Genomic DNA, 18,026 nt, shown 5'->3' with positions numbered 1-18,026 from the left:
TGTCGACTTAACAGCAACGGGGAGACGCGTTCGACTCGGGAACGCAGAAGATGACGTCTCCCATCGTAGCGAAGAAAATCCCGATTGGCGAAAAAATCGCAAGCAGCGTGGAAGAATCGCAAAGTCACCTTCCGGCGCAGGCCCGACGGTGCGGATGCGCGCCCTCGCGTCGATTTTTTGCTCTCTTCAGCCATTTCGCCGCAAAATGTTCACCTCTGACCGGTCGGTGTTAACCAATTGAAAACCATAGGCACGCATCGTTTTTGCTTACTCGAAATTTTCTTCGCCCTGCAACGATTGCCCGCCCCTTCCAGGATCATTTGATGAAGCCGCTTAGCGCCGAAACCATTGCCCAGTCGCAAAATGCGACGCCGCGCTCGATGCGCGTTGTCACCGACGGCATCAGCACCGACCTCGAGCGCTTCAGCGCCGACAACACCAATATCGTCAAGCAGATCAAGCTGCTCGCCATCAATGCGCTGATCGAAGCGGCAAGAGCCGGCGAGACCGGAAAGGGCTTTGCGGTCGTTGCCAACGAGGTGCAGCGGCTGGCGCAGGTCGCCACCGACATCACCGGCAGGTTCGAGAGCAACGTGCTCGGGCGCATCGGCCTCAGCCGCGCCATGGCGGATTCGCTGGTCGAGGAGATGGAGGGCGTTCGCCTCACCGATCTGGCGCAGACGCTGGTGCAGCTCATTGTCCGCAATCTTTTCGAGCGCACGGCCGATGTGCGCTGGTGGGCGACGGACCCGGCACTCTGGCAGGCGCTGCGAAACCCGGATCGGGAAACCGTCGCCTTTGCGGCGGAGCGTCTCGGCGCCATCAACCGCTTCTACACCGTCTACCTCGATCTGGTCATGACCGATCTTTCGGGCAAGGTGATCGCATCGGCCAATCCCAAGTTCCAGCGCAAGATTGCCGGCACGAGCCTTGCCGGTGATGCATGGTTCCGCGCGGCGTCTGCCTGCGCCTCCGGCGAGGCGTATAGTGTCGACGAGGTCAAAGCGAGCCCGATCCATGACAACAGGCATGCGCTCGTCTATGCCACCGGCATCCGCGAAGAAGGCAAGCTCGACGGACGGCTGATCGGCACGCTCGGCGTCTATTTCGACTGGCAGAACCAGGGCCAGGCGATCGTCGAGAAAGAGGCGAACCTGCCGCCGCAACTGGCGGAAAGGACGACAGTCATGCTGCTCGACGGCAAGAGCCGGGTGATCGCCACCACCAATCCCGCCTTGCTGTTTTCCCATTTTGCTCTCGCCAATCCGTCCGGCCGGGCCAAGGGCAGCTACTACGACAATAACGGCTCGATCGTCGCTTTCGCGCGCACCCTCGGCTACGAGGATTACGACGGGCTCGGCTGGTACGGCGTCGTCGTACAGCGGACGGAAAGCGACGCGACGATCAAGGCGGCACTCAATCTAAAATAGCACCTTTCGCCCAGCAGCCGCGTCCTTCAGTTCTGAAGAGGATATTTTGCCCGTGAACTTGGTGTTCGCGGGCAATTTGCTTTAACTTTAGTTCAGACTTTAATGTAATCATGCCCGGCAAAATTATAGCAGAGTGCGCCCGCCTCTGTATTCCACGGTTGTCAAATAACGGTCTTCAGGAAACACCATGCGAACAGATACCGGCCAGGTCATCCATCTGGCAGATTACCGTCCCACCGACTTTGTGCTGGAACGCGTGGACCTGACCTTCGAACTCGACCCGACGGAGACAAAAGTCGAGGCACGCCTGATCTTTCATCGCCGCCCGGGCGCCGATACAACGGCGCCAATCGTGCTCGACGGCGACGAGCTGACGCTGTCCGGGCTGCTGTTCGACCAGGTGGAGCTCGACCCTTCGCGTTATGACGCAACAGCGGAAAGCCTGACGGTGCGCGACCTGCCGGAGAGCGTGCCTTTCGAGCTGACGATCACTACGGTCATCAACCCCGAGGCCAACACCAAGCTGATGGGCCTTTACCGCACCGGCGGCATCTACTGCACGCAATGCGAGGCGGAGGGCTTCCGCCGCATCACCTATTTCCCCGACCGGCCCGACGTGCTTGCGCCGTTCACGGTCAACATTATCGCCGACAAGGACGCCAACCCGCTGCTGTTGTCGAACGGCAACTTCCTCGGCGGCGCCGGCTACGGCCCGGGCAAGCATTTCGCCGCCTGGTTCGACCCGCATCCGAAGCCGAGCTATCTCTTCGCGCTCGTCGCCGGCGATCTCGGCGTCGTCGAAGACACGTTTGCCACCATGTCCGGCCGCGAGGTGGTGCTGAAGATCTATGTCGAGCACGGCAACGAGCCGCGCGCAGCCTATGCGATGGACGCGCTGAAACGCTCGATGAAGTGGGACGAAGAGAGGTTCGGACGCGAATACGATCTCGACATCTTCATGATCGTCGCCGTCTCCGACTTCAACATGGGGGCGATGGAGAACAAGGGCCTCAACGTCTTCAACGACAAATACGTCCTTGCCGATCCGGAACTCGCCACCGATGCCGACTATGCCAATATCGAGGCGATCATCGCGCATGAATATTTCCACAACTGGACCGGCAACCGCATCACCTGCCGCGACTGGTTCCAGCTGTGCCTCAAGGAAGGCCTGACGGTCTATCGCGACCACGAATTCTCTTCCGACCAGCGCTCGCGGCCGGTCAAGCGCATCGCCGAGGTGCGCCATCTGAAGTCGGAGCAGTTCCCGGAAGATGGCGGCCCGCTCGCTCATCCGGTGCGGCCGACGCAATATCGCGAGATCAATAATTTCTACACGACGACCGTCTACGAGAAGGGCAGCGAAGTGACGCGGATGATCGCGACGCTGCTCGGCAAGGACGGCTTCAAGACGGGCATGGACCTCTATTTCGATCGTCATGACGGCCAGGCCGTGACGATCGAGGATTTCGTCAAATGCTTCGAGGATGCAAGCGGGCGCGACCTCACGCAATTCTCGCTCTGGTACCATCAGGCCGGCACGCCGCTCGTCACCGCATCGGGCAGCTATGATGCGGCCGCCGGCAGCTTCACCCTGTCGCTCGAACAGATGACGCCCGCTACACCCGGCCAGCCGAACAAGGAGCCGATGCACATTCCGCTCAGCCTGGCGCTCTTCGGCGAAAACGGCGGCAAGATCGAGCCTCGCTCGGTCGACGGCGCGGAATATGCCGGCGAGGTGCTGCATCTCACAGGCCGCACGCAGACGGCGGTGTTTCATGGCATTGGCTCGCGGCCGGTCGTTTCGATCAACCGCAGCTTTTCCGCGCCGATCAACCTGCATTTCGATCAGAGCCCGGCCGATCTCGCCCACCTCGCCCGCCATGAGACCGATCATTTCGCCCGCTGGCAGGCACTGACCGATCTGGCGCTGCCGAACCTCCTGAAAGCAGCCCGCGACGCTCGCGAGGGCAAGCCTGTCGTCTGCGAGGCGACCTTCGTCGAGACGCTGATTGCGGCGGCCGCCGACGAGCGCCTCGAGCCTGCCTTCCGCGCCCAGGCGCTGGCTCTGCCGAGCGAATCCGATATCGCCCGCGAACTCGGCGGCAACAATGATCCCGATGCCATCCATGCCGGCCGGCAAGCGGTTCTGAAGCAGATCGCCGATGCCGGAAAGGATGTTTTTGCCGACCTCTACGCGGCGATGACGACATTGGGCGATTTCAGCCCGGACGCGAAAAGCGCCGGCCACAGGGCCTTGCGCAATACCGCCCTCACCTACCTCTCCTATGCCGAGCAGACGCCGGCCCGCGCCAAGGCCGCCTTTGATGCTGCCGACAATATGACAGATCTCAGCCATGCGCTGACGATCCTCGCCCATCGTTTCGCCGGCAGCGCGGAGACAAACGAGGCGCTGGCAAACTTCCGCGACCGCTTCGCGGGAAATGCGCTCGTCATCGACAAATGGTTCGCAATCCAGGCCGGCATTCCGGGCGCGGAAACCCTGGAACGGATTCGCGCGCTGATGGACGATCCGCTGTTCAAGCGGACCAATCCGAACCGGATGCGGGCGCTGGTCGGCACCTTCGCCTTCGCCAATCCGACCGGCTTTGGCCGCGCCGACGGCGAAGGCTATCGTTTCCTCGCAGGTCAGATTCTCGATATCGACGAACGCAACCCGCAGCTTGCCGCCCGCATTCTCACTTCGATGCGCTCCTGGCGCGCGCTTGAACCGGCACGTGCCGATCACGCCCGTTTGGCGCTAATCGAGATCGAGCAGGCTGCCGCTCTTTCGACCGACGTGCGCGATATCGTCGAGCGCACGCTTAAAGGGTAATTTGCTTCGACCGGTCGTCGTGAAAAATTCGGCGACCGGTTGCCTAGCGAGTCGAATCGCCCGAAAAGCACGAAATCATAGATAGTTAACGGATTTTTACCTTTGCCTCTGGACAAGGCGAATCACCCATGATTCTCTAGGTCAGGTTCGAGCGAGCGGCGCGCGAATCACACGAGGGACAAGGCGAAGAGATGATAGACGTGCGGCGGGCAACCGTGGCCGGAGGACGGCTGCGTGTCGATTTTGACGGGTTGAAAGCCTGGCGAGACAGCCTTTCCGGTCATGCGACATCGGAACCTCTTCTGCGTCATCTGCCGAAGGCCGAGCTGCTCTTGAAGCGCGCCATTCCGGCGCTGATCGTCGCCTTCCTCTTCATCGTTGCCGCATCGCATTTCTTCGGCATGGTCAGCGAATACTCCCGCCTGGAAGCCTCGGCTCGCCATGCCACCGCGCTGTCGGCAGCGACCGCCTCTGCGGTATTTGCCGATACATCAGACATTTTCGACAGCGGCGATATCGCAGAAGCGCAGGCCCGGCTCGCCAGGTTCCTGCCGCAGGATCGGCTCGACAGCGGCGCCTTCGTGCTGCTCGTACAGGCAAGCGGCAAGGTTTTTGCCGCGACGACCGCCGGGCTTTCGCATGTCGGCAGCAATGTCAGCGATTTTTTCCCCGAGGTCTCGGCGATCCGGCGGTTCGGCGACCGCGCCGGCGTCATCGAAACGACCATAGGCGGCGTGCCGCACTATGCCGAGATCACGCTGATGGGCAATGCCGGCGGCTATATCGTCGCCGCCACCTCGCTCGACGAGATCAGCCGGCTCTGGCGCGAGCAGCTGGCCCTCAACGTTACGCTGTTTGCCGGCATCTCCTCGATCCTGCTGGTCATTCTCTATGCCTATTACACGCAGGTGAAGCGCGCCCGCGACGCCGACGACATCTTCCTGGAATCGAACCTGCGCGTCGAGACGGCGCTGTCGCGCGGCCGCTGCGGCCTCTGGGACTTCGATTTCGAGAACCGCGAATTCTTCTGGTCACGCTCAATGTACGACATGCTCGGCCTGCCGGGTTCCGACAAGACGATGGGCTTCGGTGAAGCCGCGCGGCTGATGCATCCTGATGACGGCGGGCTTTACGAGATCGCCCGCGCCATCGCCAAGGGCCACTCCGGTCAGGTCGATCAGATCTTCCGCATGCGCCATGCCGGCGGCCACTATGTCTGGATGCGCGCCCGCGCCCAGGTGATCCGCAGCAATTCCGGCCGCGTGCACCTGATCGGCATCGCCATGGACGTGACCGAGCAGCATCGGCTCGCGCAGCGCTACGCCGAAGCCGACCAGCGCCTCGCCGACGCCATCGAATGCACCTCGGAAGCCTTCGTGCTCTGGGACAAGAACGATCGGCTGGTCATGTGCAACACGCATTTCCAGCAGGCTTACGGCTTGCCGGACAGCGTGCTCGTGCCCGGCACTGAGCGCTCGGCCGTCAATGCTGCCGCCGCCCGTCCTGTCATCGAGCGGCGGATTTCCGATGCCGACGGCTCCGGCTATTCACGGACGACGGAAGTGCAGCTTGCCGACGAGCGCTGGCTGCAGATCAACGAGCGGCGCACCCGCGACGGCGGCAGGGTCTCGGTCGGAACCGACATCACGCTGATGAAGCGCCATCAGGAACGGCTGCGCGAATCCGAACGCCGGCTGATGGCAACGATTGGCGACCTTTCCGCCTCGCGCCAGACGCTGGAGAGCCAGAAATCGGAACTTTCAACGGCGAACGCCAACTATCAGGCTGAGAAAGAACGCGCCGAGGCTGCCAACCAGGCGAAATCGGAATTCCTTGCCAACATGTCGCATGAGCTGCGCACGCCGCTTAACGCCATCCTCGGCTTCTCGGAAATTCTGCAAAACGAGATGTTTGGTCCGCTCGGTTGCCTGAAATATGACGAGTATGCCCGCGATATCCATGACAGCGGCAAACATCTGCTCAACGTCATCAACGATATTCTCGACATGTCGAAGATCGAGGCCGGCCACGTCAGGCTGCACTGCGAGCGCATCGATCTCGTGCCGCTGATCGAGGAAAGCCTGCGCTTCACCGCCATGCCTGCGGCTGAAAAGAACATCGTCATCGACCAGCGTATCTCATCCGGGCTGACGCTGATGGCCGACCGCCGGGCGATGAAACAGGTGCTGCTCAACCTGCTCTCCAATGCGGTGAAGTTCACCGACAACGGCGGCCGCATCGCGGTGCGCACACGCCGTGTCGACGGCGCCGTCGTCGTCACCATCGCCGACACCGGCATCGGCATTCCGCGCTCGGCACTGGCGAAGATCGGCCAGCCCTTCGAGCAGGTGCAGAGCCAGTATGCCAAGAGCAAGGGCGGCTCCGGCCTCGGGCTTGCCATCTCCCGCTCACTGACCGCGCTGCATGGCGGCCGCATGAAGATCCGCTCCCGCGAAGCGGTGGGCACGGTGATCTCGCTGCGCATTCCCGACGACGTCTAAAGCACGCCGCAGTTCGTCGATGCATCAAGCCTTCACGATTTTCAGGAAAATCTTTCTGACCGCTTTCGAAAGCCGCTTCAGCTCGCCTTCCAGCGTCCTGATGTCGGGGCAATCGCCGGCGCGGCAGACGAGTTCGACGAGGCCGGAAGGTGCTTCCTTCGGATCGAACAGGCCGTCGATGGAGAGGCGGATCAGTTGTGAAAGCCCGGTGTAGAGCGCGAAGGCCTCCAGGCAAATGTCGAGATCGACTGTTGCCATCAGCCTGTCACCAAGCTGCTTCAAGGCCTCGCCGGTGCTCATGCCGTTCACCGCAATGCCGACACCCCTGGTGGGCGCGATCAGCGCCAGATACTGGGCGATGAATTCGAGGTCGATGACGCCGCCGGCGATCAGCTTCAGGTCCCATGGGCCGGCGGGCGGCTTTTCCTTATCGATCAGCTCGCGCATTTCGGCGACGTCATGCGCCACCTTGGCGATGTCGCGATCGGCCGACAGCACCTCGCGGACGATATGTTCGGCCTCGGCGATGAGGCTCTCATCGCCAGAGATCAGCCGGGCGCGGCTGAGCGCCATATGCTCCCAGGTCCATGCCTCTTCACGCTGATATTTGCCGAAGGCATTGATGCGGGTGGCAACCGGCCCCTTGTTGCCGGACGGGCGCAGCCGCATATCGACCTCATAGAGCACGCCTTCGGCGGTCGGCGCCGAAAAGGCGGCGATCAGCCGCTGGGTGATGCGGGTGAAGTAACGCGTCGCGTCGAGCGGCTTTTCTCCATCGGATTCGGAGGCGGTGTCGTCATAATCATAGAGCAGGATCAGATCGATGTCGGAACCGGCCGTCAGCTCGAAGCTGCCGAGCTTACCCATGCCGGCGACAGCGATGCGCCCGCCGGGGTAGTCGCCGTGCGCTACCCGCATCTCGCTCACGACGGCCTCGAGTGCGGCTGCGATGATAAGGTCGGCGAGATGGGTGAAGGCGCGTGCGGCCATCTGGCCATTGATCGCGCCGGTCAGCAGGCGGATGCCGATCAGGAAGCGCTGTTCGGCGGCGAAGATGCGCAAGCGGTCGAGCAATTCCTCATAGTGGCGCGCCTGGACAAGCGAGCCCTTCAGCCGTTCGCCGAGATAATCGCGGGTCGGCAGCTCGGCCATCAGGCCGGGATCGAGCATGCCGTCGAAGACATGCGGCTTGGCGGCGATCACCTCGGCAAGCCGTGGTGCCGAGGACATGATGTTGACGATCAGCGACAGCAATGCCGGGTTGCTGCCGAGCAGCGAGAAGAGCTGGATGCCGGAGGGAAGGCCCGAAATGAAGCTGTCGAAGCGCAGCAGCGCTTCGTCGGCGCGCTTGCTTTCGCCGAAAACCCGCAAAAGCTCCGGCGCCAGCTCCGTCAGCCTTTCGCGCGCCTCTACCGATTGCGTCGCGCGGTAGCGGCCATAGTGCCAGGTGCGGATGATGCGGGAGATGTCGGACGGTCTGCTAAAACCGAGTTTCTTCAGCGTCTCCAGCGTATCGGGATCGTCGCCCTGGCCGGTGAAGACGAGGTTTCCGGTGTCGGTGGAAAGCTTGCTCTCCTGTTCGAAGAGATGGGCATAACGCCGCTCCACCGTCTTCAGCACGCCGACCAACCGTTCGGAGAAGCTTGGCGTGTCGCAAAAGCCCATCATGAAGGCGATGCGCTTCAGGTCGACATCCGTCTCCGGCAACAGGTGGGTCTGCTCGTCGCGCACCATCTGGATGCGGTGCTCGACATCGCGCAGGAACCAGTAGGCCTCGGTCAGTTCGTCACGGGTCTCGGCGTCTATCCATTTCGCCTTGGTCAGTTCGCCGAGCGTCTGCTCCGTTGCCCGGCCCCGCAAGGCCGGCATGCGGCCGCCAGCGATCAGCTGTTGCGTCTGGACGAAGAACTCGATCTCGCGAATGCCGCCGCGGCCGAGCTTGACGTTATGGCCCTTGACCGCGATCGCGCCGTGGCCCTTATGCACATGTATCTGCCGCTTGATCGAATGGATATCGGCGATGGCGGCGTAATCGAGATATTTTCGAAAGACGAAAGGGGCGAGCCCACGCAGGAATTCGCTGCCGGCCGTCAGGTCGCCGGCCACGGCGCGAGCCTTGACGAAGGCTGCCCGCTCCCAATTCTGACCCCTGCCCTCGTAATAGATCATCGCTGCGTCGACCGGGATCGCCAGTGGCGTCGAGCCGGGATCGGGGCGCAGTCTGAGATCGGTGCGGAAGACGTAGCCGTCAGCGGTGCGCTCCTGCAGGATGCGCACCAGCCGGCGCATCATCCTGGGGAAGATCTCGATCGCGTCATCCGGGTCGGGCACGATGCCTGCCTCCTCGTCGAAGAAGACAACGAGGTCGATATCGGAGGAATAGTTGAGCTCGGAAGCGCCGAGCTTGCCCATGCCGAGCACGATCAGGCCGGAGCCGTCGCTGGGTGCTGCCGGATTGTGCAGCTTCAACTTTCCGCCCTCATGCGCCGACAGCAGTAGGTGGTCGATTGCGGCCGCGACCGAAGCTTCGGCCAGCGCACTCAGCCAGGCCGTCGTCGCCCGCCCGTCGAAGATCCGCGCCAGATCGGCGAGTGCGACGAGGAAGGCCACCTTGCGCTTGATGACGCGCAGCCTGCTCATCACCACGGATTCCGTAGGTGCTGTCCCCTCGCCGTTCGGCCGCCAGCAGTGCCGGGCCTCAGCGACCAGCGCCTCGATTTGCGGCTCCAGCGGCTCGCTGATGGCGCCAGCGAGGACGGCAGGGTCGAGATTGGCGATTTCGCGCAGGTAAGGCGACAGCGTCAGCGCGGCGGCGATGAAATCGCGCAGCGGACCGTCGGTCTTGAGCATTGCAGCCACCGACCGCTCGCTCTTGCCGGCCTCCTGAAGATCGGCCATCGCCAGCTTCAGCTCCGTCTGGCTCAGCGGACGAAGCAGCCCTTCGACCACATCCTTCAGGCCATGCGTCGATTTCGTCAGCATGCGCTCTCCCTGGCTTTTGAGCGGAAGAAAACGGCCACATAGAATCGCGAACCGTCTGCTTCGATCGGAATTAAACTAGGGTCTTGGCGCCAAACCGCCAATACGCGATTCGGCCGATGGTCATTCGGCAGAAGAGTTCAGGCGGCCTTGGCCGGAAAAATCATGCTGACGGTCAAGCCGCGCTGTCCGGGTCTGTCGGGATCGGTGTCGGAGAGTTCCAGCCGGCCGTTGTGCAGCTCCATCACCGCTTCCACCAACGAAAGCCCGAGCCCCGTCCCGGGCTTCGAACGGCTTTCATCAAGGCGGACGAAGCGCTTCACCACGTCGTCGCGCCTTTCGGCGGGAACGCCCGGTCCGTGGTCGGCCACCGAAAGGCAGATGCCATCCGGGCGGCGGGCAAGCTTCAGCGATACCGTGCCTGCTCCTTCGGTATCGGAGGAATATTTGATGGCATTGTCGAGCAGGTTGAAGATTGCCTGGCCGATCAGCTCGCGATTGCCCTGCACTTCGACACCTGGTTCGACGCTGGCGGTGAGGCCTAGCCCGGCTTCCTCGGCCGCCGGTTCGTAAAGCTCGGCGCTGTCGGAAACGATCGCCGAAAGCTCGACCGGCGACATCTCGGCCGCCACCGATCCGGCCTCGACGCGAGAGATCATCAACAGCGCGTTGAAGGTGCGGATCAGCTGGTCTGATTCGGAAATAATGCCTTCGAGCGCTCCCCGCCGCGTCTCGCCATCGGCGATATCGAGTGCATCGGCCGCCTTGTTGCGTAGCCGGGTCAGCGGCGTCTTGAGATCGTGGGCGATATTGTCGGAGACCTGCCGCAGGCCCTCGTTCAGCTTCTCGATGCGCTCCAGCATGGTATTCAAGGACATCGACAGCCGGTCGAACTCATCGCCGGATCCGCCGACCGGCAGGCGTTGCGACAGGTCGCCGGCCATGATCTTCTTGCTCGCATCCGACATGCGGTCGATGCGTTTCAGTGCATTGCGGCCGATGGCGAACCAGATAATGATGGCGCCGAGCCCCATGATCGCCAAGGCCACCATCAGCGCCTGGCGTACCAAGAGACGAAAACGCTCGGGATCGCCGAGGTCGCGGCCGATCAAAATCCTCAGGCCGTTGTCGAGCACGAAGATATTGGCGATCGCCTTGTGGCGGCGCTCGACGCCGCTGTCGGTATAGCGCTGATAGATGAAAGACGCGGACGTCCAGCCGATTTCCTCGAAAACACCCGGCTGCACCGAGGCGACGTTGCCGGCGAGAATATCGCCCGAAGGACCGGCGATGATGTAGAGATTGGCGCCTGGCTGACGGGCGCGCCGCTCCATGGTACGCAAGAGAAGGTTCATGCCGCCAGTGTCATAGGCGCGCTGTACCTGCTCCACCTCCTGCTTGACGGCATCGCGGATCTGGCCGGTCAGCAGCCGTTCCGACATCGCCGTCACATAGAAGACGAGCGTCGCGGCGCAGATGGCGAAAAGCAGGATATAGAGTGCCGAGAGGCGGACTGCGGTGGACTTGAAAAGAACCCTGAAACGGCTCATCCCTCGTCCTTGATCATGTACCCCGCGCCCCTGATGGTCTTCAGGAGCGGCTGGCTGTAATCCTTCTCGATCTTCGAGCGCAGGCGCGAGACGTGCACATCGATGACATTGGTCTGCGGATCGAAGTGATAGTCCCAGACATTTTCAAGCAGCATGGTGCGGGTCACCACCTGGCCGGCATTTTTCATCAGGTATTCGAGCAGGCGGAATTCGCGCGGCTGCAGCAATATCTCCTTGCCGCCGCGGCGTACCTCGTGGGAAAGTCGGTCGAGTTCGAGGTCGGCGACACGATAGACGACGTCCTGATCCGGCGTGCCCTTGCGGCGGCCGAGCACCTCGACGCGGGCCAGCAGTTCGCTGAAGGCATAGGGCTTCGGCAGGTAATCGTCGCCGCCGGCACGAAGTCCGGTGACGCGGTCATCGACCTGGCCGAGCGCCGAGAGAATGAGGACCGGCGTATGGATCGCCTTGCGGCGCAGCTCGCTGATAACGGAGAGACCGTCCCGGCGCGGCAGCATGCGGTCGATGACGATGACGTCGTAGGTATTTTCCGACCCCATGAACAGGCCGGCCTCGCCATCGCTGGCGTGATCGGCGACGATGCCCGCCTCGCGAAAGGCTTTCGTGAGGTATACCGCGGCTTCGAGATCATCTTCGATGATGAGAATCTTCATGCGGCCGACATTACCCACCGGCTGCGTTTCGGCAAGGCTCAAAGCATCTTCCTGCGGGGCGGCGCTCATCGCGATCATCCTTCAAAGGTCAGAAGAATTGAGCCGCGCGGATTTTCATCCGCACGGCTCCTGTTTTCTTAAAGGATCAGCCCTGGCCGTTGATTGGAAGCGCGACGAAACGGCTTCCTTCACTGGACTGGATCTGGAAGAGCGCGCGGGTGCGGCCGTCCTTCTTGGCCTGGTTCAACACCTTGACGACATCGGCGGGGCTGGAGACCTCCTGGTTGTTAACCGAGGTGATCTTTTCACCTTCCTTGATGCCCTTGTCGGCGGCGTCGGAGTCCGGGTCTATGCCGGTGATCGCCAGGCCCTTGCCGTCATCGGCAGGACCGACCGTCAGGCCGAGATCGGCAAGCGCCTTCTCGGAAGCCGGTGCCTCAGGCTGCTGCGGCTGGCTGTTGTCATCGGCGGACGCATCCTTCTGGTCGGCCGGCAGCGTGCCGAGTTCGACGGTGAGAGGCTGGGCCTTGCCGGCGCGCCAGACGGAAAGCTCGACCTTGCTGCCCGGCTGCATCGCACCGATGCGGCGGCTGAGGTCACGCGCATCCTTGATCGTTTCACCGTTCAGCGCCGTGACGACGTCGCCGGCCTTCATGCCGGCCTTGTCACCCGGCGATCCGGCCTGCGGGGCGACGACGAGGGCGCCGCTCGGCTCGGAAAGGCCGATGGATTCGGCGATGTCCTTGGTCACCGGCTGGATCTGCACACCCAGCCAGCCACGCGAAACCTGGCCGTCCTTCATCAGATCGGCGACGACGTCCTTGGCGGTCGAGGCGGGAATGGCGAAGGCGATGCCGACGCTGCCGCCCGACGGCGAGAAGATCGCGGTGTTGATGCCGACGACTTCGCCGCTGAGGTTGAAGGTCGGACCACCGGAGTTGCCGCGGTTCACGGCGGCATCCACCTGCAGGTAATCGTCGTATGGACCGGAACCGATATCGCGGCCGCGGGCCGAGACGATACCGGCTGTGACCGTGCCGCCGAGGCCGAAGGGGTTGCCGACCGCAACGACCCAGTCGCCGACGCGGACGTTATTGTCGTCGGCCCAGTTGACGTAGGTGAACTTCTTGCCCTTGCCGTCGACCTTCAAGACGGCGAGGTCGGTGCGCGGATCCTTGCCGATCAGTTTGGCATCGAGCTCGGTGCCGTCATTCATGACGGCGACGAAGGCCTGGCCATCGGAAACGACGTGGTTGTTGGTGACGATGTAACCGTCCTCGGAGATGAAGAAGCCGGACCCTTGAGCGACCGGACGCAGACGGCCCTTGCCGCCGGGGGCATTCGGGCCGCCGGGACCATTCGGGCCGCCCGGGCCGTTCTGGCCAAAGCGCCGCTGATGGCCCTGCTGATCATTTGGGTCCTGACCGCCGAACTGCTTGAAGAAGCGCTTCAGCGGATGATCATCGGGAAGATCGTCGAAGCCGCGGCCTTCGATGGAGAAACCGTCATTGTCAGAGACGGGATTGACGCGGTTTTCAACGCGGACGGAAACCACGGCCGGCGAAACGGCATCGACGACATTGGCAAAGCTCGGGACAGCAGGTGCTTGAACCTTGACTGCTTCGGCATAAGACCGGGTGATTTCGAGCGGAACGCCGGTTGCAAGCACAGCGGCTGCGATACCGGCGACGGTAGAAGCCTTGAGCACAGTGGCGAGGGACGGACGTCCGTTGAAATTCTTGAGCATTGGAGCACCTTCTCTTGTTCTTAAATCTTCAGACCGGCGGCGCCGGATCAGTCGATGAATGAAGATATAGGACGCCGCACCTTACTGCGAACTGTCCGGCCAATGAAAAATTGGTAATGTATGAAAATGCTTGGCCCGGTTGCGGCGGACGATTGCCGCCGGCGGACTGCCTACTTTTTCAAAAGCTCGCTCAACTTCGCCTGCTCATCCGCCGTCAGCTTGCTTCCCGTCGGCTTGCCGGCCCTCCTGCGCGCAAAAACCAGCAGTGACAGCCCGCCGGCGAGCACCAGCAGCGCCGGGGCGCCCCATAGCAGGCTCGTCTTCATGCTGAAACGCGGCTTCAGCAGCACGAACTCGCCGTAGCGCGAGACGATATAGTTCAGCACCTCATCGTCGCTGTCGCCGTCGGTGATGCGCTCGCGCACCAGCAGACGCAGATCCTTGGCGAGATCGGCATTGGAATCGTCGATCGACTGGTTCTGGCAGACCATGCAGCGCAGTTCCGCCGAAAGGCCCCGCGCCCGCGCCTCCAGCGCCGGATCGGCCAGCACCTCGTCCGGATTGACGGCGAAGGCCGGCGCGGCCATCAGCACCAAAGCCAAAGCCAGGAGGAGACGTCGCATCATTCCGCCGGCTCCATTGCGGGCGCTACCGGCTTTGCGGCCTTCGCCTTCCTGCGTGGGGCGCCGACGCGCAGGCGCCGGTCGCTGAGCGAGACGAGGCCGCCGAAGGCCATGAGCACCGCTCCGCCCCAGATGCAGAGGATGAACGGCTTCCACCAGATGCGCACGACGATGCCGCCGTCCTTGGTGGCGTCACCCAATGAGACATAGAGCTGGCTAAGCCCGAAGGTGAGGATGCCCGCCTCGGTCGTCGGCATCTGGCGGGCGGTGTAGAGGCGCTTGGCCGACCAGGTATCGGCGACCGCGACACCGGCGCGGCGAATAGTGAAGTGGCCGCGCTCCTCGGTATAGTTCGGCCCGGTCGCCGGCTGCATGCCGTCGAAATGCAGGCTATAGCCGCCGGCATCGGTCGTCTCGCCGGGCTTCATCTCGACCACATGTTCGGTCTGAAACGTCGTCACCGCGACGATGCCGAGCACGGTCACGCCGAGCCCGGCATGGGCAAGGGCGGTCCCGAAGGCCGAACGCGGCAGGCCGGTCAGACGGCGCCAGGCGACGTTGCCCGCCACCTTGCCGATGCCGGCGCGATACCAGAGATCGGCCGCAGCACCCAGAACCACGAACAGCCCGGCTGCCAGTCCGAGCACGGACAGTACCGGGCCGCCATGTTGGAGATAGAAGAAGACCACCGCAGCAGTGAAGGCGAGACCTGCGACGACATAGAGCCGCTGCAAGGCGCCGAGGAGATCACCGCGCTTCCAGGCAAGCAGCGGTCCGAATGGCACGACAACGATCAGCGGCGCCATCAGCAGGCCGAAGGTCAGGTTGAAGAAGGGCGGCCCGACAGAGATCTTGTCGCCGGTCAGCGTTTCCAGCAGCAGCGGATAGAGCGTGCCTGTGAGAACCGTGCCGCAGGCAACCGTCAGGATCAGATTGTTGACGACAAGCGCGCCCTCGCGCGAAATCGGCGCGAACAGGCCGCCGGCCGACAGCTTCGGAGCGCGGAAGGCAAACAGCGACAGCGCGCCGCCGATAAAGATCAGCAGGATGCAGAGAATGAAGACGCCGCGGCTCGGGTCGCTGGCAAAGGCATGCACCGAGGTCAGCACCCCGGAGCGCACCAGGAAGGTGCCCATCAGCGACAGCGAGAAGGTGAGGATGGCAAGCAGCACCGTCCAGATCTTCAGCGCCTCGCGCTTTTCCATGACGAGGGCGGAATGTAACAATGCGGTGCCGGCGAGCCACGGCATGAAGGAGGCGTTTTCCACCGGGTCCCAGAACCACCAGCCGCCCCAGCCGAGTTCGTAGTAGGCCCAGTAGGAGCCCATAGCGATGCCGAGCGTCAGGAAAGTCCAGGCGGCCAGCGTCCAAGGCCGCACCCAGCGGGCCCAGGCGGCATCGATGCGCCCTTCGAGGAGTGCTGCAACCGCAAAGGAAAAGCAGACGGAAAAGCCGACATAGCCGAGATAAAGCAGCGGCGGGTGGATCGCCAGGCCGATATCCTGAAGGACCGGATTGAGATCGCGGCCCTCGGCCGGCGCCGGATCGAGCCGCAGGAAGGGATTGGAGGTCAGCAGAATGAACAGCGTGAAGGCGACCGAAATCCAGGCCTGCACGGCCAGCACATTGGCCTTCAGCGTCTCCGGCAGATTGCGGCCGAAGACGGCGACCAGGGCGCTGAACAGCGTCAGGATCAACAGCCAGAGCATCATCGATCCCTCGTGATTGCCCCAGACGCCGGAATATTTGTAGATCAGCGGCACCAGCGAATGCGAATTCTCCCAGACGTTCTCGACCGAGAAATCCGAGACGACATGGGCATAGGTGAGCACGCCGAAGGAGAAGGCGACAAGCGCAAACATCGCCAGCGAACCGACCGTCGCCACATCCATCATCGCCCGGTCGTGGCGACGGGCTCCCATCACCGGCACGATGGAAAGGATGAGCGCTGTTGCCAGCGCCAGCACCAGCGCGTAATGGCCGATCTCGATGATCATTGCGTCGCCTTCACTTCCTGGGCTTGACCTTCCTTCGTTGGGCCTTGGCCTTCCTTCCACAGCCCCTGCTGCTTCAGCCTGTCGGCCACGTCCTTCGGCATATAGGTTTCGTCATGCTTGGCAAGCACGGTATCGGCAACGAAGACGTTGGTCCCTGATGCAAACATGCCTTCGGTGACGACACCCTGGCCTTCGCGGAAGAGATCAGGAAGAATGCCGGTATATTTGACCTTCACGGCATTGGCGCTGCCGTCGGTGACGGCAAATTCCACGGTCGAGCCTGTGCCGCGCACAACGCTGCCTTCGCCGACCAGGCCGCCAAGCCGGATGCGGGTTTCCGGCGCCACCGGCGTCTTCGCCAGATCGGCCGGCATATAGAAATAAGCGACCGACTGGCTGAAGGCGAACATCACCAGCAACACGGCGGCGGCAATGAAGCCCATGCCGCCCGCGATCACCGCCAGGCGCTTCTGCTTGCGCGTCATTGCGTCATTCCCTCCGTGGCGATGCCGAGTTCCCGGGCCAGCGCCAGCAATTGCCTGCCCTGCTCGCCGGCCGACGGAAAGGCAGCAAGCCCGCGCTTCAGCGCAGCGGCGGCGCGATCCTTATCGTTCAATACGGCGTAAGAGCGGACGAGCCGCACCCATCCCTCGAAATTGTTCGGATCCTCGTTCAGCTTGGCGTCGAGGCTCTCGACCATGCCGCGGATCATCTGCTGCCGGTCGCCGGCGCTCATGTTGTCCGCCGCGGCCACATCCTGCTGCGTGGGATTGCCCGGGGCAGCCGGGGCAGCCGGGGTTATCGGGGCTGCTTGATCGGGAACTGCCGGCGCGCCGCCGTTCATGGCGATATGCTGGTTGACCAGCGGCAGCCAGGGCGCATCGGCCGGCGATTGTTTCGCCAGCGCCTCGAAGGCCTGGCGCGCCTCATCGGGCCGTCCGGCCTGCTCCATGCTGAGCGCGATATAAAAGCGGGCGCGGGGATTGTCGGGTTCCAGCGTCAGCGACTGTTCCAGCACTTGGCGCGTCTCCTCCGTCACGACGCCGTCGGAGATCGCCATCAGCGTCTCGGCCAGGCCGTCGAGCCGGACCGGACTTGGGCCGAGAAGCCGGATGGCATTGCGATAGGCCAGTTGCGCATCGTTCACGCGCATCGTGCGGACATAGATCGGCGCCAGCACGTCCCAGCCCTTGCCGTCATCGGGATTCTGCGCCAGGTGCCGTTCCGCCTTGGTGATCAGCACAGCCATATCGTTGCCGGGATTTTCCAGCCGCGCTTCCAGCGGCTGCGAGGGCAGGTCCGGCCTGCCCGTCGTCAAATAAAGACAGAGCCCGAGAACCGGCAGGACCAGCAGCACGAAGGCCTCGGTGAAACGGCGATGCCGTGCGGGTTTCGGCGTTTCTTCCCGCTCATCGGCAGAAACGGCGATCAGCCGCCGGCCGATTTCAGCCCTGGCATAGTCAGCTTCTTCAGGCGTGATCAGTCCGCCATTGAGATCGCGGTCGAGTTCGCGCAGTTGGTCACGGTAGACTGCCGCCTCGCCCGCGCGGATATTCTCCGCCGCCTTCGCTCCGCGCAGAAGGGGGTAAAGCAGGATGATGGCGACGGCTGCCGTCAGAACGGCAACGAGAATCCAGAACAGCATATCGGCCCAAATACTTGATGCGCGCCGCCATTCCAACTGCCAAA

10 protein-coding genes and 1 pseudogene are annotated in these 18,026 nt (G+C 63.0%); 3 read left to right on the top strand and 8 right to left on the bottom strand.

The features are described from left to right. The first annotated feature begins 323 nt into the window (after positions 1-323). The 3 genes from HJB89_RS33585 to HJB89_RS08820 all read left to right on the top strand — a co-directional run bounded on the left by HJB89_RS33585 (position 324) and on the right by HJB89_RS08820 (position 6,767). Positions 324-1,430, top strand: coding sequence for a methyl-accepting chemotaxis protein (locus HJB89_RS33585; protein WP_221115322.1), 1,107 nt, complete (start codon positions 324-326; stop codon positions 1,428-1,430). A gap of 187 nt (positions 1,431-1,617) precedes the next feature. After that, the gene (gene pepN, locus HJB89_RS08825; protein ID WP_221115323.1) at positions 1,618-4,266 is read left to right on the top strand and encodes an aminopeptidase N; all 2,649 of its coding nucleotides are present in this window, start codon (positions 1,618-1,620) and stop codon (positions 4,264-4,266) included. A gap of 191 nt (positions 4,267-4,457) precedes the next feature. Further along, the gene (locus HJB89_RS08820) at positions 4,458-6,767 is read left to right on the top strand and encodes a PAS domain-containing sensor histidine kinase (RefSeq protein ID WP_221115324.1); all 2,310 of its coding nucleotides are present in this window, start codon (positions 4,458-4,460) and stop codon (positions 6,765-6,767) included. A 24-nt stretch (positions 6,768-6,791) separates the two neighbouring features. Here HJB89_RS08820 and HJB89_RS08815 read toward each other — a convergent pair whose 3' ends face one another. The 8 genes and pseudogenes from HJB89_RS08815 to ccmI all read right to left on the bottom strand — a co-directional run bounded on the left by HJB89_RS08815 (position 6,792) and on the right by ccmI (position 18,013). Further along, positions 6,792-9,749, bottom strand: coding sequence for a bifunctional [glutamine synthetase] adenylyltransferase/[glutamine synthetase]-adenylyl-L-tyrosine phosphorylase (locus tag HJB89_RS08815; protein ID WP_207583555.1), 2,958 nt, complete (start codon positions 9,747-9,749; stop codon positions 6,792-6,794). Positions 9,750-9,886: 137 nt separating this feature from the next. Beyond that, entirely contained in the window at positions 9,887-11,296 is a 1,410-nt protein-coding gene (locus HJB89_RS08810) for a HAMP domain-containing sensor histidine kinase (protein WP_221115325.1), read from the bottom strand. Beyond that, positions 11,293-12,048 carry a response regulator transcription factor gene (locus HJB89_RS08805; protein WP_405048986.1) on the bottom strand — a complete coding sequence of 252 codons (756 nt, stop codon included), beginning with the start codon at positions 12,046-12,048 and terminating at the stop codon, positions 11,293-11,295. Before HJB89_RS08805 ends, HJB89_RS08810 begins: the two co-directional genes overlap by 4 nt. 67 nt (positions 12,049-12,115) lie before the next feature. Continuing rightward, complete coding sequence (locus HJB89_RS08800) at positions 12,116-13,717, bottom strand: Do family serine endopeptidase (protein WP_207583553.1); 1,602 nt, start codon at positions 13,715-13,717, stop codon at positions 12,116-12,118. 170 nt (positions 13,718-13,887) lie between these two features. After that, positions 13,888-14,343, bottom strand: coding sequence for a cytochrome c-type biogenesis protein (locus HJB89_RS08795; protein WP_207583552.1), 456 nt, complete (start codon positions 14,341-14,343; stop codon positions 13,888-13,890). Further along, positions 14,340-16,337 (bottom strand): heme lyase CcmF/NrfE family subunit, encoded by a 1,998-nt coding sequence (locus tag HJB89_RS08790; protein WP_221115326.1) that lies wholly within the window; start codon positions 16,335-16,337, stop codon positions 14,340-14,342. Before HJB89_RS08790 ends, HJB89_RS08795 begins: the two co-directional genes overlap by 4 nt. Beyond that, positions 16,334-16,822: a cytochrome c maturation protein CcmE gene (gene ccmE, locus HJB89_RS08785; protein ID WP_207583550.1), complete on the bottom strand. Its 489-nt coding sequence runs from the start codon at positions 16,820-16,822 to the stop codon at positions 16,334-16,336. Before ccmE ends, HJB89_RS08790 begins: the two co-directional genes overlap by 4 nt. Next, positions 16,819-18,013, bottom strand: a pseudogene (ccmI, locus tag HJB89_RS08780) (c-type cytochrome biogenesis protein CcmI). Before ccmI ends, ccmE begins: the two are co-directional and overlap by 4 nt. Positions 18,014-18,026: the final 13 nt, after the last annotated feature.

Source organism: Rhizobium sp. NZLR8 (assembly GCF_019685025.1).
Lineage (GTDB): Bacteria > Pseudomonadota > Alphaproteobacteria > Rhizobiales > Rhizobiaceae > Rhizobium.
This window is presented reverse-complemented; position numbering and strand designations above follow the sequence as displayed.

Excerpts from the sequence above, each read along its gene's own strand:
- HJB89_RS08800 (WP_207583553.1), bottom strand. The coding sequence starts at position 13,717 with ATGCTCAAGAATTTCAACGGACGTCCGTCCCTCGCCACTGTGCTCAAG.
- pepN (WP_221115323.1), top strand. The coding sequence starts at position 1,618 with ATGCGAACAGATACCGGCCAGGTCATCCATCTGGCAGATTACCGTCCC.
- HJB89_RS08795 (WP_207583552.1), bottom strand. The coding sequence starts at position 14,343 with ATGATGCGACGTCTCCTCCTGGCTTTGGCTTTGGTGCTGATGGCCGCG.
- ccmE (WP_207583550.1), bottom strand. The coding sequence starts at position 16,822 with ATGACGCGCAAGCAGAAGCGCCTGGCGGTGATCGCGGGCGGCATGGGC.
- HJB89_RS33585 (WP_221115322.1), top strand. The coding sequence starts at position 324 with ATGAAGCCGCTTAGCGCCGAAACCATTGCCCAGTCGCAAAATGCGACG.
- HJB89_RS08790 (WP_221115326.1), bottom strand. The coding sequence starts at position 16,337 with ATGATCATCGAGATCGGCCATTACGCGCTGGTGCTGGCGCTGGCAACA.
- HJB89_RS08810 (WP_221115325.1), bottom strand. The coding sequence starts at position 11,296 with ATGAGCCGTTTCAGGGTTCTTTTCAAGTCCACCGCAGTCCGCCTCTCG.
- HJB89_RS08820 (WP_221115324.1), top strand. The coding sequence starts at position 4,458 with ATGATAGACGTGCGGCGGGCAACCGTGGCCGGAGGACGGCTGCGTGTC.
- HJB89_RS08815 (WP_207583555.1), bottom strand. The coding sequence starts at position 9,749 with ATGCTGACGAAATCGACGCATGGCCTGAAGGATGTGGTCGAAGGGCTG.
- HJB89_RS08805 (WP_405048986.1), bottom strand. The coding sequence starts at position 12,048 with ATGATCGCGATGAGCGCCGCCCCGCAGGAAGATGCTTTGAGCCTTGCC.